The sequence below is a fragment of the Streptomyces sp. CC228A genome (genome assembly GCF_021390935.1).
Classification (GTDB): Bacteria; Actinomycetota; Actinomycetes; order Streptomycetales; family Streptomycetaceae; genus Streptomyces.
In genome coordinates, this window is record NZ_JAJPUI010000002.1 from 193,288 (window position 1) to 216,385 (window position 23,098).

The following is a 23,098-nucleotide window of genomic DNA, read 5'->3' on the forward strand; positions in this document are numbered from 1 at the left end:
AACCGGCCCGCAGGGAACCCCGGCCCGCACGGAACCCCGGCCCGCGGGGAACTCGGTCGCGCACGGCGTTCCAGCCCGGTACGGAACCTCCGTCCCGCACGGCACTCCGGGGAGTTACGGCGCACCGCTCCCCTCTGGGGACCTCCCGAGCCCGCAGGAAGCGCCGGTCCGGTGCGGACGCACCGCGGGCCGGGCTCCCCCCAGGAGAGTCCGGCCCCGCGTGTGAGTGGCTCCGTGCGGCCGCGCCGCTTACCTGGTCGGCCTCGGCGCTACTTCTTCCTCGCGGTGGTCTTCTTGGCGGCGGTGGTCTTGCGCGCCGTGGTCTTCTTCGCGGGCGCCTTCTTGGCGGTGGCCTTCTTGGCCGGGGCGGTCTTCTTCGCCGCGGCCTTCTTCGTGGCGGCGGCGGTGGTCTTCTTCGCCGGAGCGGCCTTCTTGGCGGTGGTGGTCTTCTTGGCCGCGGCGGTGGTCTTCTTCGCCGTGGTCTTCTTGGCGGGCGTCGCCTTCTTCGCGGCGGCCTTCTTCGTCACGGCCTTCTTGGCCGCGGCCTTCTTCGCGGCGGTCCCGGTGGCGCCGGTCAGGCTGCCCTTGGGGGCCTTCTTGACGGAGACCTCGCCCGCCTTGGGCAGCTTCTTGCTGCCGCTGACCAGGTCCTTGAAGCCCTGGCCTGCGCGGAAGCGCGGAACGGAGGTCTTCTTGACCCTGACGCGCTCGCCGGTCTGGGGGTTGCGGGCGTAGCGGGCCGGACGCTCGACCTTCTCGAACGAGCCGAAGCCGGTGACCGAGACCCGGTCGCCCGAGACGACCGCGCGGACGATGGCGTCCAGCACCGCGTCCACGGCGTCGGCGGCCTGCTGGCGGCCGCCCATCTTGTCGGCAATCGCTTCTACGAGCTGCGCCTTGTTCACGTCTTCCCCTTCGGAGACATTGCCGGAACGAAAGTGTTCAAGCGTTTTCGCACGTTAGGCAGATATATACCGCAAATCAAACACGAAACGGGCTAATCACCCTTGTGCCGCAACGAAGTACGCTGCCGGGCACTTCGGATGTCAGTCCCCTTCAGGGAATCGGCCCTCGTCGAGGTCCTTCAACAACCGGTCGAGACGCTGTGCCGCGTCCGCGAGATCGTGCTTCGCCGCTGCCGTGACGACCAGCAGCTTCCGGGACAGCGCCATCCTTACGCCCTCCGGGACTTGCAGTGCGCGCACTCGGGCGTGCGCTTCTTTCAGCCGGGCCGCGACGGCCTCGTAGAGTTCGAGTTGGCTGTCGCGTTCCATGCGCCGATTGTGCCATCTGGGGCGAGTTGTCGCCTCCGTAGGGGGTAACTGGCCTCTGCCCGGGGCGGTGGCGCCCCTGGGGGGAGGCTCCCGTTCCGGTAGGGCTCGGATGCCCAACTAGCTGCGGCGCAAACCGGATTGCCCCCTTCGGGGGACGCCGGGGCGGGGGTGCGACGGGCGCGGCGGCCGGTGTCCGGTGCCGTCAGCCGGATGGCCGCGCGGGGCCGCTCCGTACGATGGATCGACCGTACTGAGGGGCGGTTTCTCGCCAGAACGGGGGCCGCGCCCCGGGTAGCCCCCGTGGGCTTCGTCCGGGGTGGGGCGGGCATGGCGACGCCCCCGGCCGGAAGGTCGGCCGGGGGCGTCGGGGGTCGTTCTCGCGGCCCGGAGGGGGGGAGGGGTCAGACGGGGAGGGTCCGCGGCTTGTAGGAGGGCCGCTCGGCCTCGTACGCGGCGATGTCCGCCTCGTTCTGCAGGGTGATGCTGATGTCGTCCAGGCCGTTCAGCAGTCGCCAGCGGGCGTTCTCGTCGAGTTCGAAGTCGGCGGTGATGCCCGCGGCGCGGACCTGGCGGCTCTCCAGGTCGACGGTGATCTCGGCGGTGGGGTCGGCTTCGACGAGCTCCCACAGGGCGTCCACGGTCTTCTGGTCCAGGACCACTGTGAGCAGGCCGTTCTTCAGCGAGTTGCCGCGGAAGATGTCGGCGAAGCGGGAGGACACGACGGCTTTGAAGCCGTAGTTCTGGAGGGCCCAGACGGCGTGCTCGCGGGAGGAGCCGGTGCCGAAGTCGGGGCCGGCGACCAGGACCGTGGCGCCCTGCCGCTCGGGCCGGTTGAGGACGAACTCGGGGTCTTTGCGCCAGGCCTCGAACAGCCCGTCCTCGAACCCGTCCCGGGTGACCTTCTTGAGCCAGTGGGCGGGGATGATCTGGTCGGTGTCGACGTTGCTGCGGCGCAGCGGGACGGCCCGGCCGGTGTGCGTGGTGAAGGCTTCCATGGTTCCTCAGACCCCCGCGGGAGTGGTGGCGTCGGCGTCGGACAGGTCGGCCGGGGAGGCCAGGTGGCCCAGGACCGCGGTGGCGGCGGCGACCTGCGGCGACACGAGGTGGGTGCGGCCGCCCTTGCCCTGGCGGCCTTCGAAGTTGCGGTTGGAGGTGGACGCGGAGCGCTCACCGGGGGCCAGTTGGTCGGGGTTCATGCCCAGGCACATGGAGCAGCCGGCGTGCCGCCATTCGGCTCCGGCCTCCTTGAAGACCTTGTCCAGGCCCTCGTCGACGGCCTGGAGACCGACGCGGGCGGAGCCGGGGACGACCAGCATGCGCAGGCCGTCGGCGATCCTCCGGCCGCGCAGGATGTCGGCGGCGGCCCGCAGGTCCTCGATGCGGCCGTTCGTGCAGGAGCCGACGAAGACGGTGTCCACCTTGATGTCGCGCAGCGGCTGCCCGGCCGTGAGTCCCATGTACTCCAGGGCCTTCTCGGCGGCCAGGCGCTCCGAGGCGTCCTCGTACGAGGCGGGATCGGGGACGTGCGCCGAAAGGGGCGCGCCCTGGCCGGGGTTGGTGCCCCAGGTGACGAACGGGGACAGCTCGGCGGCGTCGATGACCACCTCGGCGTCGAAGACGGCGTCCTCGTCGGTCCGCAGGGTCTTCCAGTACGCCACGGCGGCGTCCCAGTCCTCGCCCTCGGGGGCGTGGGCGCGGCCCTTGAGGTAGGCGAAGGTGGTCTCGTCGGGCGCGATCATGCCCGCGCGGGCGCCGGCCTCGATGGACATGTTGCAGATGGTCATGCGGGCTTCCATCGAGAGCTTCTCGATGGCGGGGCCGCGGTACTCCAGGACGTACCCCTGACCGCCGCCGGTGCCGATCCTGGCGATGATCGCCAGGATCAGGTCCTTGGCGGTGACCCCCTCGGGCAGCTCGCCGTCGACCGTGATCGCCATGGTCCTGGGGCGGGCCATGGGCAGCGTCTGGGTGGCCAGGACGTGCTCGACCTGCGAGGTGCCGATGCCGAAGGCGAGCGCGCCGAAGGCACCGTGGGTGGAGGTGTGGGAGTCGCCGCAGACCACGGTCGTGCCGGGCTGGGTCAGACCGAGCTGGGGGCCCACGACGTGGACGACGCCCTGCTCGACGTCGCCCAGCGGGTGCAGGCGGACGCCGAACTCGGCGCAGTTCTTGCGCAGGGTCTCCAGCTGGGCGCGGGAGACCGGGTCGGCGATCGGCTTGTCGATGTCGAGGGTGGGGGTGTTGTGGTCCTCGGTGGCGATGGTCAGGTCGAGCCTGCGGACCTGCCGTCCGCTCTTGCGGAGGCCGTCGAAGGCCTGGGGGCTGGTGACCTCGTGCAGCAGGTGCAGATCGATGTAGAGGAGGTCGGGCTCGCCCTCGGCGCGCCGGACGACATGGTCGTCCCAGACCTTCTCCGCGAGTGTCCTACCCATCGCTTTCCCTCCGGCCGGCGTGGTGTGCCGGCGATCTAGAGATACGTGCGCCCACGCCCTGGTCTCATAGGTGAAGCCACGTGATCCCACGTGCTGGACGCCGGCAGCGGACCCGTTGATCCCGGGGCCGCCCCTCCAGGTTGGCAAGTTCCCGGGAAAATTGAACTTGCGTTTCACAGAGTGAGACGTGAGTATCGTTGCATGGACAACAGTAGCGGCGTAGGCGTTCTCGACAAGGCAGCATTGGTTCTGAGCGCCCTGGAGTCCGGTCCGGCCACCCTCGCCGGGCTCGTAGCGGCGACCGGACTCGCCCGGCCCACGGCCCACCGACTGGCCGTGGCACTGGAGCACCACCGGATGGTGGCGCGGGACATGCAGGGCAGGTTCATCCTGGGCCCGCGGCTGGCGGAGCTGGCCGCCGCGGCCGGCGAGGACCGCCTGCTGGCGACGGCGGGCCCGGTGCTCACGCACCTGCGGGACGTGACCGGCGAGAGCGCGCAGCTCTACCGGCGCCAGGGCGACATGCGCATCTGCGTGGCGGCGGCCGAGCGCCTCTCCGGCCTGCGGGACACGGTCCCGGTGGGCTCCACGCTGACGATGAAGGCCGGCTCGTCGGCACAGATCCTCATGGCCTGGGAGGAGCCCGAGCGGCTGCACAGGGGCCTGCAGGGCGCCCGCTTCACGGCGACCGCGCTGTCGGGTGTGCGCCGCCGGGGCTGGGCCCAGTCGATCGGCGAGCGTGAGCCGGGCGTGGCGTCGGTCTCCGCGCCCGTGCGGGGTCCGTCGAACCGCGTGGTGGCCGCCGTGTCCGTGTCGGGGCCGATCGAGCGCCTGACCCGCCACCCGGGCCGTATGCACGCCCAGGCGGTCATCGACGCGGCGGGGCGCCTGTCGGAGGCCCTGCGCCGCGCCGGCTGAGCCCCGTACGTCCCGCCCGCACCGGTCCCCCGCTTCAACGCCGCAGCGGTGGGCCGGTGTTGCGTCTCTGTTCTGTTCTGTTCTGTTCCGCCCTGTCGCACCCTGCCCTGGTCCGTTGCCCCACGGGCGCCGGACGCGAGCCCAGGCGACGCGGACCGGCAGGGAGCGACGCGGAGGAGGCTGCATGCGGAGAAGCCCTCCCCGTACTGGGGAGGGCTTCTCCGTGTGGTACCCCCGACCGGATTCGAACCGGCGCTACCGCCTTGAGAGGGCGGCGTGCTAGGCCGCTACACAACGGGGGCGCGGACCATTCTCATGATCCCGCTGGCCTACCTGGACTCGAACCAAGACTAACTGAACCAGAATCAGTCGTGCTGCCAATTACACCATAGGCCACTGGTGGTTTAGACCAGTTGGTACCCCCGACCGGATTCGAACCGGCGCTACCGCCTTGAGAGGGCGGCGTGCTAGGCCGCTACACAACGGGGGCCCTAGCGATCCTGCATCGATGCCACCGGGAGCGACCCTGGTGGTACCGCGGGAAGGATCTGTACCCCCGACCGGATTCGAACCGGCGCTACTGCCTTGAGAGGGCAGCGTGCTAGGCCGCTACACAACGGGGGCTTTGCAGATAAGCTCTGCGAGCTGGCCTACCTGGACTCGAACCAAGACTAACTGAACCAGAATCAGTCGTGCTGCCAATTACACCATAGGCCACCGGAACGCAACCCCCTGGGGGATTTTTGCTCGGCTTGCGCTTCGGGGCTCCGGCCTCTCGGCCCGCTCCCCTCGGCGCAGGAAGAACATTACCCGAAGGTGTCCTGCGCTCCAAAACGGGTATCCCCGCGGAGCAGCGCGGGGAGCTGCTCAAGGCCCGTGATCCGCTGCAGTTCGGGCCTTCCGCCCGCACCCGTCCGGTCCAGCCAGATGCCGAGCAGGCCCGCCTCGGTGGCCCCCCGGGCGTCGATGTCGGGCTGGTCCCCGACGTACGCGACCTCGTACGGCGCCAGGCCGAGGGCGTCGCACGCGGCGTGGAAGGCGGCGGGCTCCGGCTTGGAGATCCCGATGTCGGCCGCGCAGACGACGGCCTCGAACCGGTCCCGTACGCCCAGGACGCGGAGCTTGCGGTCCTGGTTGAGGAGCGACGAGTTCGACAGCACACCGTGCCGGTAGTCCCCCGCCAGGAGCTCCAGGGCGGGCAGCGTGTCCGGGAACAGCTCCCAGGCGGCCTCGTAGTGCGCCAGGTACCGCGCGAACCAGGCGTCGGCCTCCTCGTCCGCCAGCACCAGGCCCAGGAAGGTCCGCACCCGGTCGCGGCGCTGCGCCTCCCAGCTCACCTCCCCGGCCGAGAACCTCGCCCAGTGCTCCGCCGTGGCCTCCTGCCACCGGGCCAGGGCCTCCTCGACGGTGCCGAACCTGCCGTCGAGGCCCTCGTCGCGCAGGTGGCGCCGCATGCCGGCGCGGTCGGCGGTCGCGTAGTCGAAGATCGTGTCGTCGATGTCCCAGAGGACGGCGCGGATGGCCATACCGCGACCGTACCGCCGGCGGCACGGGCCGGTCCCGCGTTTCGGCAGGACAGGACGGCGGGACAGGGCGGCGGGCGGGGATGGCGGGACGCGTCGGCGGGGAGGCGGGGAGGCGGGGAGGCGGAGTCTGGCGCGGCGGCGTCGACGCGGTGCGCGGCGCGGCGCGGCCGGGCGGGCGGGGATGCGGCAGGGGTGTGCCTGCCGCACGTCCGGGCGTGAGCGCCACGGCTCGAAGCGCCGGAACTCCGGGGCGTGAGCGTGAGAGCCGTCGCCTGCCCTGCGGGGGCTCCGCGGGGCGGGCACCGCCGCCCCGCGGTGCGGGGCTCCGGGGCGTGAGCGCGGCCGCCCGCGGTGCGGGGTCCGGTCGTGGGGCTGCCGGCGTGCGTACGGGCCCGGTGGCCCGTGCCGAGGGGGCGGAGGGACGAGCCGCCCCGCGGGGTGCCGGCGGAAAGCCCCCGGGGGCGGGCGCCCGTGGTGGGCGGCCGCCCCCGGGGGCGTACGGGTGCCGATCAGGCGGTGAGCTTGGCCAGGGCCGCGTCGATACGGGCCAGGGTGCGGTCCTTGCCGAGGATCTCCAGGGACTCGAAGAGCGGCAGGCCGACCGTGCGGCCGGTGACAGCGACGCGGACCGGGGCCTGGGCCTTGCCGAGCTTCAGCCCGTGCTCCTCGCCCGCCTTCAGGACGGCGTCCTTGAGGGACTCGGGGCTCGTCCAGTCCGCCGCCTCCAGCTTGGCGCGGGCGGTGGTGAGCAGGGCGGCCGGCTCGCCCTTCATGGCCTTCTGCCAGGACGCCTCGTCCTCGGCGGGCTCCTTCAGGAACAGGAAGTCGACGTTGGCGGTGATCTCGGACAGGACCGTCAGGCGGGTCTGGGCGTGCGGGGCGATCCGCTCCCAGGCGTCCCGGTCGAAGTCCTCCGGCGCCCACGGCGCGTGCGGGGCCTGCAGCCAGGGCTCGCAGCGGGCGGCGAACTCCTTCTCGTCCAGCATCCGGATGTGGTCCGCGTTGATCGACTCGGCCTTCTTCAGGTCGAACCGGGCGGGATTGGCGTTCACGTCCGCGATGTCGAACTTCTCGATCATCTCGGGGATGGTGAAGACGTCCTGGTCGGCGGAGAAGGACCAGCCGAGGAGGGAGAGGTAGTTGAGCAGGCCCTCCGGGAGGAACCCGCGCTCGCGGTAGAGGTTCAGGGAGGACTGGGGGTCGCGCTTGGAGAGCTTCTTGTTGCCCTCGCCCATCACGTACGGCAGGTGGCCGAACTCGGGCACGCCCTTGGCGACGCCGAGCTCGATCAGCGCCTGGTACAGCGCGATCTGGCGCGGGGTGGAGCTCAGCAGGTCCTCGCCGCGCAGGACGTGGGTGATCTCCATGAGCGCGTCGTCGACCGGGTTGACGAGGGTGTACAGCGGGGCGCCGTTGGCGCGGACGATGCCGTAGTCCGGGACGTTGTCCGGGGTGAACGTCAGCTCGCCGCGGACCAGGTCGCGGAAGGTGATCGGCTGGTCCGGCATCCGGAAGCGGACGATGGCGCTGCGGCCCTCGGCCTCGTAGGCGGCGGTCTGCTCGGCGGTCAGCTCGCGGCAGTGGCCGTCGTAGCCGGAGGGCTTCCCGGCGGCGCGGGCGGCCTCGCGGCGCGCGTCGAGCTCCTCCGTGGTGCAGTAGCAGTGGTACGCGTACCCGCCGGCGAGGAGCTTGCCGGCGATGTCGCGGTAGGTGTCCATGCGCTGCGACTGGCGGTACGGGGCGTGGGGACCGCCGACCTCCGGGCCCTCGTCCCAGTCGAGGCCGAGCCAGCGCAGCGAGTCGAGCAGCTGCCGGTACGACTCCTCCGAGTCGCGCGCCGCGTCGGTGTCCTCGATGCGGAAGACCATGGTGCCGCCGTGGTGCCGGGCGAACGCCCAGTTGAACAGGGCGGTGCGGACCAGGCCCACGTGGGGGTTGCCCGTCGGGGACGGGCAGAACCGTACGCGGACGGAGCGGTCGGGGGTGTTAACCACGCTTGATCACCTTGTTGGTGAGAGTGCCGATGCCTTCGATGGTGACGGCGACCTCGTCGCCGACGGTGAGGGGGCCGACCCCGGCGGGGGTGCCGGTGAGGATGACGTCGCCGGGGAGCAGCGTCATGGCCTCGGTGATGTGGACGACCAGGTCCTCGATGGAGCGGATCATGTCGCTCGTGCGACCCAGCTGGCGCTGCTCGCCGTTGACCGTGCACTGGATGGTGAGGTCGCCCGGGTCGAGCTCGGTCTCCACCCAGGGGCCGAGCGGGCAGGAGGTGTCGAAGCCCTTGGCGCGGGCCCACTGCTTCTCCCGCTGCTGGACGTCGCGGGCGGTGACGTCGTTGGCGCAGGTGTAGCCGAAGACCACGTCCTTGACGCGCTCGCGGGGGACCTCGCGGCACATGCGGCCGATGACGACGGCGAGCTCGGCCTCGTGGTGCACCTCGTTCGAGAACGAGGGGTACTCGATGGCGTCGCCGGAGCCGATCACGGAGGTGGCGGGCTTGAAGAAGGCGACGGGCACCTCGGGCACCTCGTTGCCGAGCTCCGCCGCGTGCTCGGCGTAGTTGCGGCCGATGGCCACGACCTTGTTGGGGAGCACGGGAGGCAGGAGGCGGACCTTGCTCAGGGGGACCCTGGTGCCGCTGAGCTCGAAGTCCGTGTACGGGATGCCCTTGATGATGTTGAGGACGAGGTCGCCCTCGGCCGCTGTGCCGGGGGCGACCTCGTCGCCCCTGACCGCTTCCACCGCGCCGAAGGCGACATGGCCGTCGATGGAGAACCTGGCGATGCGCACGGGTGCCTGCGCCCCCTACTTTCCGCTGACTGGAGTCTGACGCTCCAGGCTAACGCGGGAGGGGGCGCCCACCTGCCCCGTTATCCCGCGGCCGGGGCGGGAACGGCGTCGAGCACGGTGCGGCGCGGGTTGGCGGTGGCGGCCGGCAGCTCGGCCGCGTGCTCCGGGAGCGTGCCGCGCTCCAGCTCGGAGGCGTCCGCCAGGTGGGCGAGCGTGGTGCGGCGGGGGTTGGCGATGCTGGTGCTCGTCGTCTTCATGGGTGGGATGAGACCTCGGGGTGCGGGGCGCCGCTGGAAGAGCGCCGGTTGACGGACGCCCGTCACTGTAAGGCGTCAGGCTAAACAGCGGATTCCCTGCCATTACCGTGAACAGCCGGTGCTCGGCGTGTGAGTTTGCTCACCACTGATTACCCAAATCGGACATGTCAGACGCCCGAACAGACCGTCGAAATCGGACATCACGCCACTGAATCTGCCATTCCGCCGCTGATCATCTCGACTGGGGCACCCTGTACGCGTAAGCGACTCGTGACCGAAAGTCCGATTCCTCCGCGAAAGACCTCTACCGCAGGTGACCTCCCCCTCACACGAGGTGATGGCTCCGGCGGGGGCACCCGCCGCCCTTGTTGGAGATCCGGCACTGTGCTGGAATTCCACGCACCGCCGCGGATGGAGACCGGCGAGCTGGGGCGCGAGGCAGCGCCGAGCGGCGGCGGGGAAGGGGGGATTCCGGCGCCGGTCACCCAGACGGAAGGGCGTGGTCACACGCCCCCGATGAACGCCGACACCGTCTTCTCCGTTCGCGCGGAGGGACGCCTGGTCCAGAGGTTGCGACGCTAGTGCAGGGACGTTTCAAGAGGGATGGCAGCGCTGCGGCGGAGCACGAGCCGCGCGGCGGGACCGACCGCGGCACTTCGCCCCAGCATCCCCCGTACCCGGGACCGGCACCTGCCGGCGACGGCGGGGACCGCGCCGCACGCGCCCCCGGCGGGGCGACCGGCGGGCGCGAGGCGACGGGCGCGGCAGGCGCACTGAAGGCGGCGCGCGCCGGGCGGGCCGCCAGGGCGGCCGGAAAGTCCCGGCCCGACTCGGCGCTCCCCGCGCTCCCCAAGGGCCCGGGCCAGTCCGCCGACGCGGCGCAGGACGGCAAGGACGGCGGCAAGGACGGCAAGGACCCGAAGCCGGCCAAGGGCGGCAAGGGCAAGGCGCCCGGGGACACCGGCTCCCGAATAGCCCTGCGCAACTGGCGCATCTCCACCCGACTGGTCTCCCTGCTCGCCCTTCCCGTGGTCGCCGCGACCTCGCTGGGCGGACTCCGTATCCAGGAGTCCATGGAGAACATGGAGCAGCTGGACCACATGCAGCTGCTCACCAAGCTCACCCGCGAGGCGCACTACCTCGCCCAGGCGCTCCAGAACGAGCGCGACCTGACCGCCGGTCCGCTCGCCAACGGCTACCCGGTCACGGACTTCAAGATCACCCAGCCGCGCGGGGACACCGACGCGGCGCAGCGCGCGTTCCTTGACGCCACCCAGGAGATCGGCGACACGCAGGACGACGAGGCGCTGGCGAGTATCCGCGCCAACGTCACCCAGATCGCCAACCAGGTCGTCACGATCGGCTCCATCCGCAAGGAGGCCTACGCGGACGGCCGGATGAGCTCCGCGACGGTCGGCAAGTACAACCGGCTGATCGAGTCGCTGCTCACCCTGTCCCAGGACATGGCGCAGGCGACCAGCAACCCCGACATGATCAAGCGCACGCGTGCGCTGGCGGCGTTCTCCTCGGCCAAGGAGTACGCCTCGATCCAGCGCGCCGTCATCGCCGCCGCGCTCCCCAAGTCGACCGTCTCGGGCAAGAACCGCGAGCTGAACGTCAACGACCGGCAGTACGCCGAGGACGCCCGCGTCAACGAGAACGCGCAGCTCAAGTCGTTCCGCTCGATCTACGAGTCCGCGGGCGGCGACGCCTCCACCCTGCTGGCCCCGCTGAACTCCGGCAACCCGTCGATCCAGGCCGCCGACGAGTACGCCGGCCGCGTGCTGCGCGGCCAGAACGGCCTGAGCAACATGCCGGCCCGCTCGTTCCTCGACTGGACGGACGAGTCGGACACCAAGCTCAAGATGATGAAGACCATCGAGGAGACCCTCCTCAGCAAGGTGGAGGAGAAGGCGCGTGAGCTCCGCAAGGAGGCCGAGCGCGACGCCGTCATCAACGGTGCGCTGATCCTCCTCGTCCTCGGTGTCTCCCTCGTCGGCGCCTTCGTCGTGGCGCGCTCCATGGTGCAGTCGCTGCGGCGCCTGCAGGACACCGCCACCAAGGTCGCCCAGGAGCGGCTGCCCCAGCTGGTCAAGCACCTGTCCGAGGCCGACCCGCAGGACGTGGACACCTCCGTGGAGTCCGTCGGCGTGCACTCGCGCGACGAGATCGGCAAGGTGGCCGCGGCCTTCGACGACGTGCACCGCGAGGCGGTCCGCCTCGCCGCCGAGCAGGCCCTGCTGCGAGGCAACGTCAACGCGATGTTCACCAACCTCTCGCGCCGTTCGCAGGGCCTGATCCAGCGCCAGCTCTCGCTGATCTCCGAGCTGGAGTCCCGCGAGGCGGACCCGGACCAGCTGGCCTCGCTGTTCAAGCTCGACCACCTCGCGACCCGCATGCGCCGGAACGGCGAGAACCTGCTCGTCCTCGCCGGTGAGGAGCCCGGCCGCCGGTGGACCCGGCCCGTGCCCCTCGTCGACGTGCTCCGCGCCGCCGCCTCCGAGGTGGAGCAGTACGAGCGCATCGAGCTGGCCTCCGTCCCCGCGACCGAGGTCGCCGGCCGGGTCGTCAACGACCTCGTGCACCTGCTGGCCGAGCTGCTGGAGAACGCCACGTCGTTCTCCTCGCCGCAGACCAAGGTGCGCGTCACCGGTCACGCGCTGCCCGACGGCCGGGTGCTCGTCGAGATCCACGACACCGGTATCGGCCTCTCCCCCGAGGACCTCGCCGCGATCAACGAGCGGCTCGCGTCGCCGCCGACCGTGGACGTCTCCGTCTCCCGCCGCATGGGCCTCTTCGTGGTCGGCCGCCTGTCGCTGCGGCACGGCATCCGGATCCAGCTGCGCCCGTCGGACTCGGGCGGCACGACCGCACTCGTCATGCTTCCGATCGATGTCACGCAGGGCGGCAAGAAGCCGGCCGCGGGCACCCCGGGCGCTCCCGCGGTCCCCGGCGGCCAGGGCGGCCAGGCCCGTCCGGGCGGTGCCCCGGGCGGCTCCGGTGCGCGGGCCGGGCTGCCGGGCGGCCAGGGCGGTCCCGGCGCCGGCGGGCCCGGCTCCCAGAACCGGTACGGCGCCGGTACCGGTACGGGCATGGGCCAGGGTGCCGGCCAGCACAGCGGCATGCAGGGCCCCGGCGGTGTGCAGGGCGGCGGCCAGTCCGGCCGGCCGCAGCAGCCGCAGCAGCGGGACCCCCAGCGCCAGGGCCAGGGCGGCGGCTTCGCGGGCGGCTCGTACGGCGACTCCGGCCGGTCCTACGGCGACGCGGGCGCCTTCGGTGACACCGCGGGACGTTCCGCGCAGGCCGGGGCGGGTGCGGGCGGCGGCGTGCCGCGGCCCGACGCGTGGCAGGGCGGCCAGAACGCCCAGCACCCGCAGGGCGGCCAGAACCCGCAGCACCCGCAGGGCGGCCAGGACCGGCAGCCGCTGCCCGGGGCGGGCGACGGCCGCGGCGGCAGGCCCGGCGCCGGGCACCCGCAGCGCTCCCCGCAGCCGGAGGCCGCGGGGTGGGGCGCCGACCAGCGCGGTGCCGAGGGCCCGCGCGGCCACGAGGAGCCGGCAGGCTCCACCGGGCGGTTCGCCCAGCTCCCGGCCGAGGCGCAGGGCCCCGGCTCCACCGCCGAGTTCCCCGCCCCGACTTCGACGGCCCGCGCCCGGACGTGAACGGCGCCCGGGGCGGCCGGCCCGGCGACCCGGCGTCCACCGCCGCGCTGCCGCGCGCCGACTTCGGCGCCCCCGGGACGACAGCCGCGCGCTGCCGCCGGCGGGCGCTCCTCCGAGGCCCGCACGCCGCTGTACGACACGCTGGAGACCGACTGGTTCCACGGCCAGCAGGCGGGCCAGCAGCCGCAGCCCGGTCCGCAGGGCCCGGTGCAGCCCGGCCCCGGCCGCCAGGACCGCCCCGCACCGCAGGGCCAGGGACGGCCGGGCGGTGGCGACCGGTACCCGATGCACGACCAGACCGTGCCGACCCCGGCCCTGCCGCAGCAGCCGCCCAGGGCCGCACCGCCCCGTCGCTGCCGGCGCCGGCCTCGGGGCCCGCCGCGGCCGACAGCCGCACCGGCGCCCCGGCCCCGCTGGACCGCGGCCGGTTCGGCCAGGGCGCGGGTCCCGCCGGGCGGCAGCCGTTCGGCCAGGACGGCGGTGCCCAGGGCCGCGGCCAGGGTCTGCACCGGAACGGCCAGGCCGGCGGCTCGGACGCGTCCACCACGGGTTCGTGGCGGGTCACCCCCAACGACGAGCTGAGCCGCCAGGCGGAGCGCGCGCGCAAGCCCGCGGCCGGCGGGGTCACCACCTCGGGTCTCCCCCGCCGGGTGCCCCGTGCCAACCTGGTACCGGGCACCGCGCAGGACACCCCGCAGGAGACCGGTCCGCAGGTGTCCCGGGCCCCCGACGACGTGCGGGGCCGGCTGACGAACCTGCGGCGCGGTATCCAGCAGGGGCGCCAGGCTGGTTCCGGCAACACGGGAAGCTTCAATGTCGGCAGCACTCACCCGCAGGAGCGTGAGTTTTGAGCGTGATGAGCCAGGCAGCGCAGAACCTGAACTGGTTGATCACCAGCTTCGTGGACAACACCCCCGGGGTGTCGCACACGGTGGTGGTCTCCGCCGACGGACTGCTGCTGGCCATGTCCGACGGCTTCCCCCGCGACCGCGCCGACCAGCTGGCGGCCGTCGCCTCCGGGCTGACCTCGCTGACCCAGGGCGCGTCCCGGATCTTCGAGAGCGGCCCGGTCAACCAGACCGTCGTGGAGATGGAGCGCGGCTTCCTCTTCATCATGTCCGTCTCCGACGGGTCCTCGCTGGCCGTGCTCGCCCACCCCGAGTGCGACATCGGCCTCGTGGGCTACGAGATGGCGCTGCTGGTGGACCGCGCCGGCAGCGTCCTGACCCCTGACCTCCGCGCGGAGCTCCAGGGGAACCTGCTCAACTAGCGGACCAGGCGGGTATGCCCCATCCATACCCGCCTGTTGTCTTGTGTCGTCTTCGCTACCACCCGTCGGCCGCCCCATCCGGCCCCCCACCGGCCCAGTCAGACGGCAATCAGACCACCTGCTGTCACGACCGGAGGATTCATGACCCCGCCCACCGCCTCTCACGATCCCTACGGCGCGTCGCTGCACGACGCGTCGTACGGGGACGAGGGCGATCAGCCGCTGGTTCGCCCCTACGCGATGACCGGCGGCCGCACCCGGCCCCGGTACCAGCTCGCCATCGAGGCGCTGGTGTCGACCACGGCCGACCCTGCGCACCTGTCCACGCTGCTGCCCGAGCACCAGCGGATCTGCCACCTCTGCCGTGAGGTGAAGTCCGTGGCCGAGGTGTCGGCGCTGCTGTCGATGCCGCTCGGCGTGGCCAGGATCCTCGTCGCCGACCTGGCGGAGGCGGGCATGGTGGCGATCCACCAGCCAGGCAATGGAGAGGCCGGCGGCACGCCGGATGTGACGCTGCTCGAAAGGGTGCTCAGTGGACTTCGCAAGCTCTAGCGGCGGTACGGCTGCGGGAGGCCGGTCGACCACCAGCGCGAAGATCGTGGTGGCGGGTGGCTTCGGCGTGGGCAAGACCACGTTCGTCGGCGCCGTCTCGGAGATCAACCCGCTGCGTACCGAGGCCGTCATGACCTCGGCGTCGGCGGGGATCGACGACCTGACGCACACCGGCGGCAAGACGACGACGACCGTCGCCATGGACTTCGGCCGGATCACCCTGGACCAGGACCTGATCCTCTACCTCTTCGGTACCCCCGGCCAGGACCGCTTCTGGTTCATGTGGGACGACCTCGTACGCGGCGCCATCGGCGCCGTCGTCCTCGTCGACACCCGCCGCCTCGCCGACTGCTTCCCCGCCGTCGACTACTTCGAGAACAGCGGCCTCCCCTTCGTCATCGCCCTCAACGGCTTCGACGGACACCAGCCCTACACCCCCGACGAGGTCCGCGAAGCCCTCCAGATCGGCCCCGACACCCCCATCATCACCACCGACGCCCGCCACCGCGCCGACGCCAAGAGCGCGCTCATCACCCTGGTCGAGCACGCCCTCATGGCCCGGCTGAAGTAGGGCGCCCGGTTTCGTCGACTCCGTGGGGCGGATATTCAAGTAGACGTACCTATACGGAAGTTGTCGTAGGCATTCAGTGAGCGGGCTGTGTCCTCGGACACGGCCCGCCGCCGCGTTCATAACGTTTCGACAGAGAATTGCGGGGGGACGGACACGACCCGCATCCACCTGGTGCCGCTGCGCTCACATGAGCCCCGCCTTTTGACGGGGCTCGCTCTTTATGCCCGTTTTATCGGCCCTGCGGACCGAGGGTAATCCCCCGATCGGGCTGTTTGGAGCGCGGCAGCTTTACGTGCTGCAATGCACGAACTTCCGAGTAGTACGGCTCTGAACAGAAGAACGGCACAACCTAGGTGCCGACGCCGAGAGGTTGTTGGTCGAGTGAGGCGAAGCACGAAGAGCGCCGCTGAGCAGCAGGCACGGGGGAACTTCACCCCCCGCGCGGCGGCGTCGCCTGCGGACGCGCCCGTAACGCCCCCACCGGCCGGTCCCGCCGGCGGCGGGAGCGCCAGTCGGCTGTCCCCGCGCAACTGGCACGTGGCCACCCGCCTGAACGCGATCCTGCTGGTGCCCGTGCTGGTCGGCCTGGTCATGGGCGGCTTCCAGGTGACGGCGTCGGTCGACACCTGGCAGGAGGCCCGCGACGCGGAGAAGACCGCGCGGATCGTGCAGGCCGCGGCCGAGTACGGCCAGGCCCTGCTCAACGAGCGCGACCTCACCGCAGAGCCGCTCCTCACCGCGAGCAGCGCGGCCGACCGCGAGGCGGACGCCGTCACGGAGGCGTACGCCGCCACCGACGCCGCCAAGCTGAAGTTCGACACCGCGGTGCAGGACATGCCCTCCGGACAGGGCCTGGAACGCCGCCTCGACCTCTTCCGCAAGGAGGAGCCGACCCTCGGCGACCTGCGCAAGGCCGCGTACACCAAGGCCCTGGACCCGGTGCAGACCGAAGAGGGCTACGTCAAGGTCCAGCACTACCTGATGGAGTTCGCCAACGAGCTCGGCCTCGGCACCGGCAACGTCACCAGCTACGGCCGCACCGTCTACGCCATCCAGCTCGCCAAGGCCGCCGGGTCGCTCCAGCGCTCGATCGGCATGCACCTGCTGCTGCGGCCGAGCAAGGACGACGCGGTCTTCCGCGAGCAGTCCAAGGCGTTCAACTCGTACAAGTACCTGGAGAACATCGCCATCGGCGAATTCGTCTCCGGCGGTACCGAGGCGGACGTCCAGCGGCTGACCGACGTCATGACCCGCAAGGCGCAGGACGGCGCCAAGGACTTCCAGACCGCCGGCGTGCAGCCGCCGGTCGCGGAGAACGCCTCCGGGCAGAAGTCGATATTCGACGGCATGGCCAACGCGATCGGCCTGGCCGAGGACGCCGACGACATCGAGGCGCTGAAGAAGCGCAAGACCGGCGGCGTCACCCCCGAGACGTGGATGGCCGTCGCCACCGGCAAGTTCGAGGGCTACTCCGAGGTGGAGAAGGAGCTCCTCGACAAGGCCGTGACCGAGGCCGCGACGATCGCCGACGACGCCCGCAACGACGCCTTCATCAACGGCGGCATCGTCGTGGTCGCCCTGCTCGCCGCGTTCATCCTGGCCGGCATGATGGCCCGGCAGATGAGCCGCTCGATGCGCCGGCTGCGGCACGCCGCCCTCGGCATCGCCGAGCAGCGCCTGCCGATGCTGGTCGACCAGCTGTCGCGCACCGAGCCCGGCAAGGTCGACACCCGCGTGGAGCCGATCCCGATCGACACCCAGGACGAGATCGGCGAGGTCGCGCGCGCCTTCGACCAGGTCCACCGCGAGGCCGTCCGACTGGCCGCCGAGCAGGCCCTGCTGCGGGGCAACGTCAACGCGATCTTCACCAACCTCTCGCGGCGCAACCAGTCGCTGATCGAGGGCCAGCTGACCCTGATCACGGACCTCGAGAACAACGAGGCCGACCCGGACCAGCTGGAGAACCTCTTCAAGCTCGACCACCTCGCGACGCGCATGCGCCGCAACGGCGAGAACCTCCTCATCCTCGCGGGCGAGGAGCCCGGCCGGCGCTGGGACCAGCCGGTCCCGCTGGTCGACGTCATGCGGGCCGCCGCCTCCGAGGTGGAGCAGTACGAGCGCATCGAGCTGTCGGGCGTCCCCGAGGCGGAGATCCACGGCCAGGCCGTGACCGACCTCGTGCACCTGCTGGCCGAGCTGCTGGAGAACGCCACGACGTTCTCGTCGCCGCAGACCAAGGTGCGCGTCACCGCGACCCGACTGCCCGACGGCCGCGTCATGGTCGAGATCCACGACAAGGGCATCGGCCTGACCGCCGAGGACTTCGCGGACATCAACCACAAGCTGGCCAACCCGCCGACCGTGGACGCCGCGGTGTCCCAGCGCATGGGCCTCTTCGTGGTCGGCCGCCTCTCGGCCCGGCACGGCATCCGCGTGCAGCTGCGCCCGTCCGGCGAGCAGGCCGGCACGACGTCGCTGGTCATGCTCCCGGACGCGATCACCCACGGCGGTGGCGGCGAGCCGGCGATGGGCGACTTCACCGTCTCGCAGATGATCCCGGAGCAGCAGGGGTACGAGCCCGCTGCCGCCCCGATGCGGACGGCGGCGGAGCTCGGCTTCGACGACTCCCGCTACGAGCAGCAGGACGGCGCCTCGCTGGACCCGGTGGGCCGCTCCCTCATGCGCGGGGAGCGTCGCGCCACGCTCGGCGCCCAGCTCCACGGCCAGGACGACGGCGGCGACCCGCAGCAGCAGGCGTACGGCCAGGACCGGGACGGCTACGGCCAGGAGCAGGACGGCTACGGCCGCGACGGCTACGAGCAGGCCCCGTACGAGCAGCACGGGGCCCGGGACGGCGGGCAGGACCCGTACGGCTCCCAGGAGCCGTACGAGGGCCAGGCGCCGTACGGGAACGGCGGCGGCCAGGACGGCCCTGCCGACCAGGCGTACGGCCACGAACAGGCCCCGTACGGCCAGGAGGGCGGCTACGGCGCCCAGCCCGGCTACGACGAGTACGGCGCCCAGGGCGGCTACCAGGCCCCCGCGGAGCCCGAGTACGGCGGCGCCGGCGGCTACCGGGACGGCGCCGAGCAGTACGGCGACGGCTATCAGGACGGCGGCGCGCAACGGTCCGGTGAGTACCCGCAGCCCTCGGCATATGCGGAAGGCGGTTTCGGCAACCCCGACGCCGACCGGCAGCCGTACGGCGACGGGTTCGACTCCCGGTCCCACCAGGGTGACTGGCCGGACCAGGGCGGCCACTCCGGCGGCTATGCGGGCGGTTACGGTGCGGATACGGAATCTGCCCAGGGCGCTCCCGCGAACGACCGGGACCGCGTAGGCTTCGACCATCCGGGTTCCGCCCAGGAGACCGATCACGAGCACCAGCTGACCGACGCGGGCCTTCCGCGCCGGGGCAGCAGGCGGCCCGCGGACCACCAGGGCCAGGACCGGGACCGGCAGGACACGCCGGGCAGGGGGGCCGAGTCGGCCCCGCAGGCCCAGCAGGTCCGGCAGGAACCGCAGACGCAGAGCGAGGCGGGCGGCTCCGACGACTGGCGTTCGGCGAACGACGAGCGCTGGCAGCGGGCCACCAAGCTGAGGGATCCGAAGGCCGGTGGAGTGACGGCCTCCGGACTGCCCCGGCGGGTCCCCAAGGCGAACCTGATGGAGGGGACCGCCGAGCAGACCCCGCAGGGCGGCCCACAGGTCTCCCGCGCACCCGAGGACGTCCGCGGCAGGTTGAGCAATCTGCGGCGGGGTGTCCTGCAGGGACGCAACGCGGGGACGGACATGAACGGACCGGCCACTTACGATCGACCCAGTGGCCCGGGTAGTACCTACAACCAGGAGCGTTAGTGTGAGCCCGATGAGCCAGGCGGCGCAGAATCTGAACTGGTTGATCACCAATTTCGTGGACAACACCCCCGGGGTGTCGCACACGGTGGTGGTCTCCGCCGACGGACTCCTGCTGGCGATGTCCGAGGGCTTCCCCCGGGACCGCGCCGACCAGCTGGCGGCCGTGGCCTCCGGGCTGACCTCGCTGACCCAGGGCGCGTCCCGGATCTTCGAGGGCGGTCTGGTCAACCAGACGGTCGTGGAGATGGAGCGCGGCTTCCTCTTCATCATGTCCATCTCCGACGGCTCCTCGCTGGCCGTGCTCGCCCACCCGGACGCCGACATCGGCCTCGTGGGCTACGAGATGGCGCTGCTGGTGGACCGCGCCGGCAGCGTCCTGACCCCTGACCTCCGCGCGGAACTGCAAGGCAGTCTTCTCAACTAGCAGATGAACCGTGCGTTTCTCGCCACCGCGCCTTAAGGTGCGGTGGCGCGGTTCAAGGGACATGGACCGGCGAACGGTAGTCGGAGGAGGAAACGTGGCAACACCAGGCGGACATCAGGCGTACGACGGTGCGCATCTGTCGCAGGGTGAAGCGGACCGCTTCAACTTCCCCGCTGCGCCGGGCAGACAGGGCTACCAGCAGCCCTACCAGGACCCTTACCAGCCGCAGCAGCAGCAGCCGCAGCACGTGCGCAGTCAGCCGGCGCAGCGGCACCGCTCCGCGCCCGCGGGCGGCGGCACGGCTGCCCACAATCCCCTGGTCCGTCCGTACGCCATGACCGGCGGCCGGACGCGACCCCGGTACCAGCTCGCCATCGAGGCGCTGGTGTCGACCACGGCCGATCCGTCCCGGCTGGTCGGGCAGTTGCCCGAGCACCAGCGGATCTGCCGGCTGTGCTTCGAGATCAAGTCGGTGGCCGAGATCTCGGCACTTCTCTCCATCCCCCTCGGCGTCGCCCGGATCCTCGTCGCGGACCTGGCCGAGGCCGGACTTGTCGCCATCCACCAGCCCGGCGGTGACGAGGCCGCCGGCGGCCAGCCAGACGTGACACTGCTCGAAAGGGTGCTCAGTGGACTTCGCAAGCTCTAGCGGCGGTGCCACCCGCTCAACCACAAGCGCGAAGATCGTGGTGGCGGGTGGTTTCGGCGTGGGCAAGACCACGTTCGTCGGCGCCGTCTCGGAGATCAACCCGCTGCGTACCGAGGCCGTCATGACGTCCGCTTCCGCGGGGATCGACGACCTCACCCATACCGGCGACAAGACGACGACGACCGTCGCCATGGACTTCGGCCGGATCACCCTGGACCAGGACCTGATCCTCTACCTCTTCGGTACCCCCGGCCAGGACCGCTTCTGGTTCATGTGGGACGACCTCGTACGCGGCGCCATCGGCGCCGTCGTCCTCGTCGACACCCGCCGCCTCGCCGACTGCTTCCCCGCCGTCGACTACTTCGAGAACAGCGGCCTCCCCTTCGTCATCGCCCTCAACGGCTTCGACGGACACCAGCCCTACACCCCCGACGAGGTCCGCGAAGCCCTCCAGATCGGCCCCGACACCCCCATCATCACCACCGACGCCCGCCACCGCGCCGACGCCAAGAGCGCGCTCATCACCCTGGTCGAGCACGCCCTCATGGCCCGGCTGCGGTAAGCACGCCGCACGTCCGCGAGAGGCCCGCGCACCCTTCCCGGTGCCGCGGGCCTCTCGCGTACGCGGGCGTGCACCGGCGGTGCGCGGTACGAGGGGATGCCGGTGGTGCACGTGGTGGCCGCGGCGGCGGGCGGCGCGCGGGAGCCGGCAGGCGGCGCGCGGTGGTCGGCAGGCGGTGCGCGGGAGCCGCGGCGGTACTCCGTGGCCGCGGCGCTACTCCGTGGCCGCGGCGGTCAGGTACGTGCGGCGGAGGTGGGACCGGGGCGGTGCCCGATGGGCGCGGCGGTGCCGGGGCGGTGCCCGGTAGCGGGCGGCACTCTCGGCGGCCCGCTCGGCGGCCCGCTCGGCGGCCCGGGTGCGGGCACCGGCGCGCACAGGCCCGCGGGCATGCGGAAGGCCCCCGCACTCGCGCTGACGCGGCGGGTGCGGGGGCCTTCGGGGTGCTGCGCGGGGTCAGCCCTGCCAGGAGTGCGGCGCCCGGAAACCGGACTGGCGCTCCAGGCGCCGCCAGCCGGCGGTGGAGCGGGCGGGGCGGGCAGGCCCGGCGGCGGGCCGGGCCGCGGCGCGGGCGAGGATGACCGCGGTGAGCGCGGCGAGTTCCTCGGGCGCGGCCTGGCCCTTCTCCACCCGGAGGAGGGAAGGGTCGGCGGTGGGCGTGGTCACAGGGGGCTCCTCGGTCACTGGGGCGGGTTGCCGTGCTTGCGGGAGGGCAGGTCCGCGTGCTTGGTGCGCAGCATCGCGAGGGACCTGATGAGCACCTCCCGCGTCTCCGCGGGCTCGATGACGTCGTCCACGAGCCCGCGCTCGGCGGCGTAGTACGGGTGCATCAGCTCGGCCTTGTACTCCTTGACCATGCGGGCGCGCATGGCGTCGGGGTCCTCGGCCTCGGCGATCTGCCTGCGGAAGATGACGTTCGCGGCGCCCTCGGCGCCCATGACGGCGATCTCGTTGGTCGGCCAGGCGTAGGTGAGGTCGGCGCCGATGGACTGCGAGTCCATGACGATGTAGGCGCCGCCGTACGCCTTCCTGAGGATCAGCGAGATCCGCGGCACGGTGGCGTTGCAATAGGCGTACAGCAGCTTGGCGCCGTGCCGGATGATGCCGCCGTGCTCCTGGTCGACGCCGGGCAGGAAGCCGGGCACGTCGAGCAGCGTGATGATCGGGATGTTGAAGGCGTCGCACATCTGCACGAAGCGGGCGGCCTTCTCGCTCGCCTCGATGTCGAGCACGCCGGCCAGCGTCTGCGGCTGGTTGGCGACGATGCCGACGACCTGCCCGTCCAGCCGCGCGAGGGCGCAGACGATGTTGCGGGCCCAGCGCTCGTGCACCTCCAGGAACTCGCCGTCGTCGACGAGCTCCTCGATGACCTTGTGCATGTCGTACGGCCGGTTGCCGTCGACGGGCACGAGGTCCAGCAGCGCGTCGCCGCGCCGGTCGGCGGGGTCGCCGGTCGGGTGGACGGGCGGGTTCTCCCGGTTGTTGGACGGCAGCAGGGAGAGCAGGTACCGCACCTCGGCGATGCAGGTCTCCTCGTCGTCGTACGCGAAGTGGCAGACGCCGGAGGTCTCGGCGTGCACGTCGGCGCCGCCGAGCCCGTTCTGCGTGATCTCCTCGCCGGTGACGGCCTTGACGACGTCGGGGCCGGTGATGAACATCTGCGAGGTCTCGCGCACCATGAACACGAAGTCGGTGAGCGCCGGCGAGTACGCGGCGCCGCCCGCGCACGGGCCCAGCATCACGCTGATCTGCGGGATGACCCCGGACGCCTTGGTGTTCCGCTGGAAGATGCCGCCGTAGCCGGCGAGCGCGGAGACGCCCTCCTGGATGCGCGCGCCGGCGCCGTCGTTCAGCGAGACGAGCGGGGCGCCGGCCGCGATGGCCATGTCCATGATCTTGTGGATCTTGGTGGCGTGGGCCTCGCCGAGGGCGCCGCCGAAGATGCGGAAGTCGTGCGCGTACACGAACACGGTGCGGCCGTCGACGGTCCCCCAGCCGGTGACGACGCCGTCGGTGTAGGGCTTCTTGTTCTCCAGCCCGAACCCGGTCGCGCGGTGCCGCCGCAGCTGCTCGACCTCCCGGAACGACCCCTCGTCCAGCAGCAGCTCGATGCGCTCGCGTGCGGTCAGCTTGCCCTTGGCGTGCTGCGCCTCGGTGGCGCGCTCACTGGGGCCGCGCTTGGCCTCCTCGCGCAGGGCGTGCAGCTCGGCCACCCGCCCGCGGGCGTCGGTGGCCTCGCCCTGGGTTTCGTCCACAACGGTCATGCACCGACCCTACGGAACCGACCAAGGAAATCCCGCCGTCGACTCCGTACAGTCTCGGGGGTGTTCTCCTGTACCCCCTGAACAGAACC

19 protein-coding genes and 5 tRNA genes are annotated in these 23,098 nt (G+C 71.9%); 9 read left to right on the forward strand and 15 right to left on the reverse strand.

Translation table 11 applies throughout. The features are described 5' to 3' along the window. Positions 1-269 precede the first annotated feature (269 nt). The 4 genes from L6E17_RS06295 to leuC all read right to left on the reverse strand — a co-directional run bounded on the left by L6E17_RS06295 (position 270) and on the right by leuC (position 3,706). The gene (locus L6E17_RS06295) at positions 270-905 is read right to left on the reverse strand and encodes an HU family DNA-binding protein (RefSeq protein WP_236239792.1); all 636 of its coding nucleotides are present in this window, start codon (positions 903-905) and stop codon (positions 270-272) included. A gap of 141 nt (positions 906-1,046) precedes the next feature. After that, the gene (locus L6E17_RS06300; protein ID WP_236239793.1) at positions 1,047-1,274 is read right to left on the reverse strand and encodes a hypothetical protein; all 228 of its coding nucleotides are present in this window, start codon (positions 1,272-1,274) and stop codon (positions 1,047-1,049) included. Positions 1,275-1,675: 401 nt separating this feature from the next. Further along, complete coding sequence (gene leuD / locus L6E17_RS06305; protein ID WP_236239794.1) at positions 1,676-2,269, reverse strand: 3-isopropylmalate dehydratase small subunit; 594 nt, start codon at positions 2,267-2,269, stop codon at positions 1,676-1,678. A gap of 6 nt (positions 2,270-2,275) precedes the next feature. Further along, positions 2,276-3,706: a 3-isopropylmalate dehydratase large subunit gene (gene leuC / locus L6E17_RS06310; protein ID WP_236239795.1), complete on the reverse strand. Its 1,431-nt coding sequence runs from the start codon at positions 3,704-3,706 to the stop codon at positions 2,276-2,278. 201 nt (positions 3,707-3,907) lie between these two features. On the opposite strand from leuC, the gene ndgR reads away from it, so the two are divergent. Next, entirely contained in the window at positions 3,908-4,624 is a 717-nt protein-coding gene (gene ndgR, locus L6E17_RS06315) for an IclR family transcriptional regulator NdgR (RefSeq protein ID WP_055698144.1), read from the forward strand. Positions 4,625-4,850: 226 nt separating this feature from the next. Here the strand turns inward: ndgR and L6E17_RS06320 are convergent. The 9 genes from L6E17_RS06320 to L6E17_RS06360 all read right to left on the reverse strand — a co-directional run bounded on the left by L6E17_RS06320 (position 4,851) and on the right by L6E17_RS06360 (position 9,200). Then, positions 4,851-4,926 (reverse strand) — tRNA-Glu (locus tag L6E17_RS06320). Positions 4,927-4,948: 22 nt separating this feature from the next. Next, a tRNA-Gln gene (locus tag L6E17_RS06325) sits at positions 4,949-5,020 on the reverse strand. A gap of 18 nt (positions 5,021-5,038) precedes the next feature. Beyond that, positions 5,039-5,114 (reverse strand) — tRNA-Glu (locus L6E17_RS06330). Positions 5,115-5,175: 61 nt separating this feature from the next. After that, positions 5,176-5,248 (reverse strand) — tRNA-Glu (locus tag L6E17_RS06335). A 21-nt stretch (positions 5,249-5,269) separates the two neighbouring features. Continuing rightward, positions 5,270-5,341, reverse strand: a tRNA-Gln gene (locus tag L6E17_RS06340). 89 nt (positions 5,342-5,430) lie between these two features. Further along, a complete protein-coding gene (locus tag L6E17_RS06345; RefSeq protein WP_236239796.1) occupies positions 5,431-6,150 on the reverse strand; it encodes an HAD family hydrolase in 720 nt (239 codons plus the stop codon). 509 nt (positions 6,151-6,659) lie between these two features. Beyond that, positions 6,660-8,144 carry a glutamate--tRNA ligase gene (gltX, locus tag L6E17_RS06350; RefSeq protein ID WP_236239797.1) on the reverse strand — a complete coding sequence of 495 codons (1,485 nt, stop codon included), beginning with the start codon at positions 8,142-8,144 and terminating at the stop codon, positions 6,660-6,662. After that, on the reverse strand, positions 8,137-8,943 hold the full coding sequence (locus L6E17_RS06355; protein ID WP_236239798.1) for a fumarylacetoacetate hydrolase family protein: 807 nt from the start codon (positions 8,941-8,943) through the stop codon (positions 8,137-8,139). Before L6E17_RS06355 ends, gltX begins: the two co-directional genes overlap by 8 nt. Positions 8,944-9,023: 80 nt before the next feature. Beyond that, positions 9,024-9,200, reverse strand: a complete 177-nt coding sequence (locus L6E17_RS06360; RefSeq protein WP_236239799.1) for a hypothetical protein — start codon at positions 9,198-9,200, stop codon at positions 9,024-9,026. 581 nt (positions 9,201-9,781) lie between these two features. On the opposite strand from L6E17_RS06360, the gene L6E17_RS06365 reads away from it, so the two are divergent. From L6E17_RS06365 to L6E17_RS06400, 8 genes are all read left to right on the forward strand, one after another. After that, positions 9,782-12,862, forward strand: coding sequence for a nitrate- and nitrite sensing domain-containing protein (locus tag L6E17_RS06365; protein ID WP_308315836.1), 3,081 nt, complete (start codon positions 9,782-9,784; stop codon positions 12,860-12,862). 856 nt (positions 12,863-13,718) lie between these two features. Then, complete coding sequence (locus tag L6E17_RS06370; protein WP_236240375.1) at positions 13,719-14,132, forward strand: roadblock/LC7 domain-containing protein; 414 nt, start codon at positions 13,719-13,721, stop codon at positions 14,130-14,132. Between the two features lie 141 nt (positions 14,133-14,273). Beyond that, positions 14,274-14,684, forward strand: a complete 411-nt coding sequence (locus L6E17_RS06375; protein WP_071269903.1) for a DUF742 domain-containing protein — start codon at positions 14,274-14,276, stop codon at positions 14,682-14,684. Beyond that, positions 14,665-15,255 (forward strand): ATP/GTP-binding protein, encoded by a 591-nt coding sequence (locus L6E17_RS06380; RefSeq protein ID WP_236239800.1) that lies wholly within the window; start codon positions 14,665-14,667, stop codon positions 15,253-15,255. The genes L6E17_RS06375 and L6E17_RS06380 overlap by 20 nt, the downstream gene beginning before the upstream one ends. Before the next feature lie 381 nt (positions 15,256-15,636). After that, on the forward strand, positions 15,637-19,113 hold the full coding sequence (locus L6E17_RS06385) for a nitrate- and nitrite sensing domain-containing protein (RefSeq protein WP_236239801.1): 3,477 nt from the start codon (positions 15,637-15,639) through the stop codon (positions 19,111-19,113). A 10-nt stretch (positions 19,114-19,123) separates the two neighbouring features. Beyond that, the gene (locus L6E17_RS06390) at positions 19,124-19,537 is read left to right on the forward strand and encodes a roadblock/LC7 domain-containing protein (RefSeq protein WP_071269915.1); all 414 of its coding nucleotides are present in this window, start codon (positions 19,124-19,126) and stop codon (positions 19,535-19,537) included. A 94-nt stretch (positions 19,538-19,631) separates the two neighbouring features. After that, positions 19,632-20,186: a DUF742 domain-containing protein gene (locus L6E17_RS06395; RefSeq protein ID WP_236239802.1), complete on the forward strand. Its 555-nt coding sequence runs from the start codon at positions 19,632-19,634 to the stop codon at positions 20,184-20,186. After that, the gene (locus L6E17_RS06400) at positions 20,167-20,748 is read left to right on the forward strand and encodes an ATP/GTP-binding protein (protein ID WP_071269896.1); all 582 of its coding nucleotides are present in this window, start codon (positions 20,167-20,169) and stop codon (positions 20,746-20,748) included. Before L6E17_RS06395 ends, L6E17_RS06400 begins: the two co-directional genes overlap by 20 nt. Before the next feature lie 453 nt (positions 20,749-21,201). Here L6E17_RS06400 and L6E17_RS06405 read toward each other — a convergent pair whose 3' ends face one another. Then, entirely contained in the window at positions 21,202-21,411 is a 210-nt protein-coding gene (locus tag L6E17_RS06405) for an acyl-CoA carboxylase subunit epsilon (RefSeq protein ID WP_236239803.1), read from the reverse strand. A 14-nt stretch (positions 21,412-21,425) separates the two neighbouring features. Next, positions 21,426-23,009 carry an acyl-CoA carboxylase subunit beta gene (locus L6E17_RS06410; RefSeq protein WP_236239804.1) on the reverse strand — a complete coding sequence of 528 codons (1,584 nt, stop codon included), beginning with the start codon at positions 23,007-23,009 and terminating at the stop codon, positions 21,426-21,428. Positions 23,010-23,098: the final 89 nt, after the last annotated feature.

Bases quoted from the DNA above. Each gene is read 5' to 3' on its own strand.
- L6E17_RS06390 (WP_071269915.1), top strand. From the start codon at position 19,124: ATGAGCCAGGCGGCGCAGAATCTGAACTGGTTGATCACCAATTTCGTG.
- L6E17_RS06300 (WP_236239793.1), bottom strand. From the start codon at position 1,274: ATGGAACGCGACAGCCAACTCGAACTCTACGAGGCCGTCGCGGCCCGG.
- L6E17_RS06360 (WP_236239799.1), bottom strand. From the start codon at position 9,200: ATGAAGACGACGAGCACCAGCATCGCCAACCCCCGCCGCACCACGCTC.
- L6E17_RS06410 (WP_236239804.1), bottom strand. From the start codon at position 23,009: ATGACCGTTGTGGACGAAACCCAGGGCGAGGCCACCGACGCCCGCGGG.
- L6E17_RS06375 (WP_071269903.1), top strand. From the start codon at position 14,274: ATGACCCCGCCCACCGCCTCTCACGATCCCTACGGCGCGTCGCTGCAC.
- L6E17_RS06370 (WP_236240375.1), top strand. From the start codon at position 13,719: ATGAGCCAGGCAGCGCAGAACCTGAACTGGTTGATCACCAGCTTCGTG.
- L6E17_RS06345 (WP_236239796.1), bottom strand. From the start codon at position 6,150: ATGGCCATCCGCGCCGTCCTCTGGGACATCGACGACACGATCTTCGAC.
- leuD (WP_236239794.1), bottom strand. From the start codon at position 2,269: ATGGAAGCCTTCACCACGCACACCGGCCGGGCCGTCCCGCTGCGCCGC.
- leuC (WP_236239795.1), bottom strand. From the start codon at position 3,706: ATGGGTAGGACACTCGCGGAGAAGGTCTGGGACGACCATGTCGTCCGG.
- ndgR (WP_055698144.1), top strand. From the start codon at position 3,908: ATGGACAACAGTAGCGGCGTAGGCGTTCTCGACAAGGCAGCATTGGTT.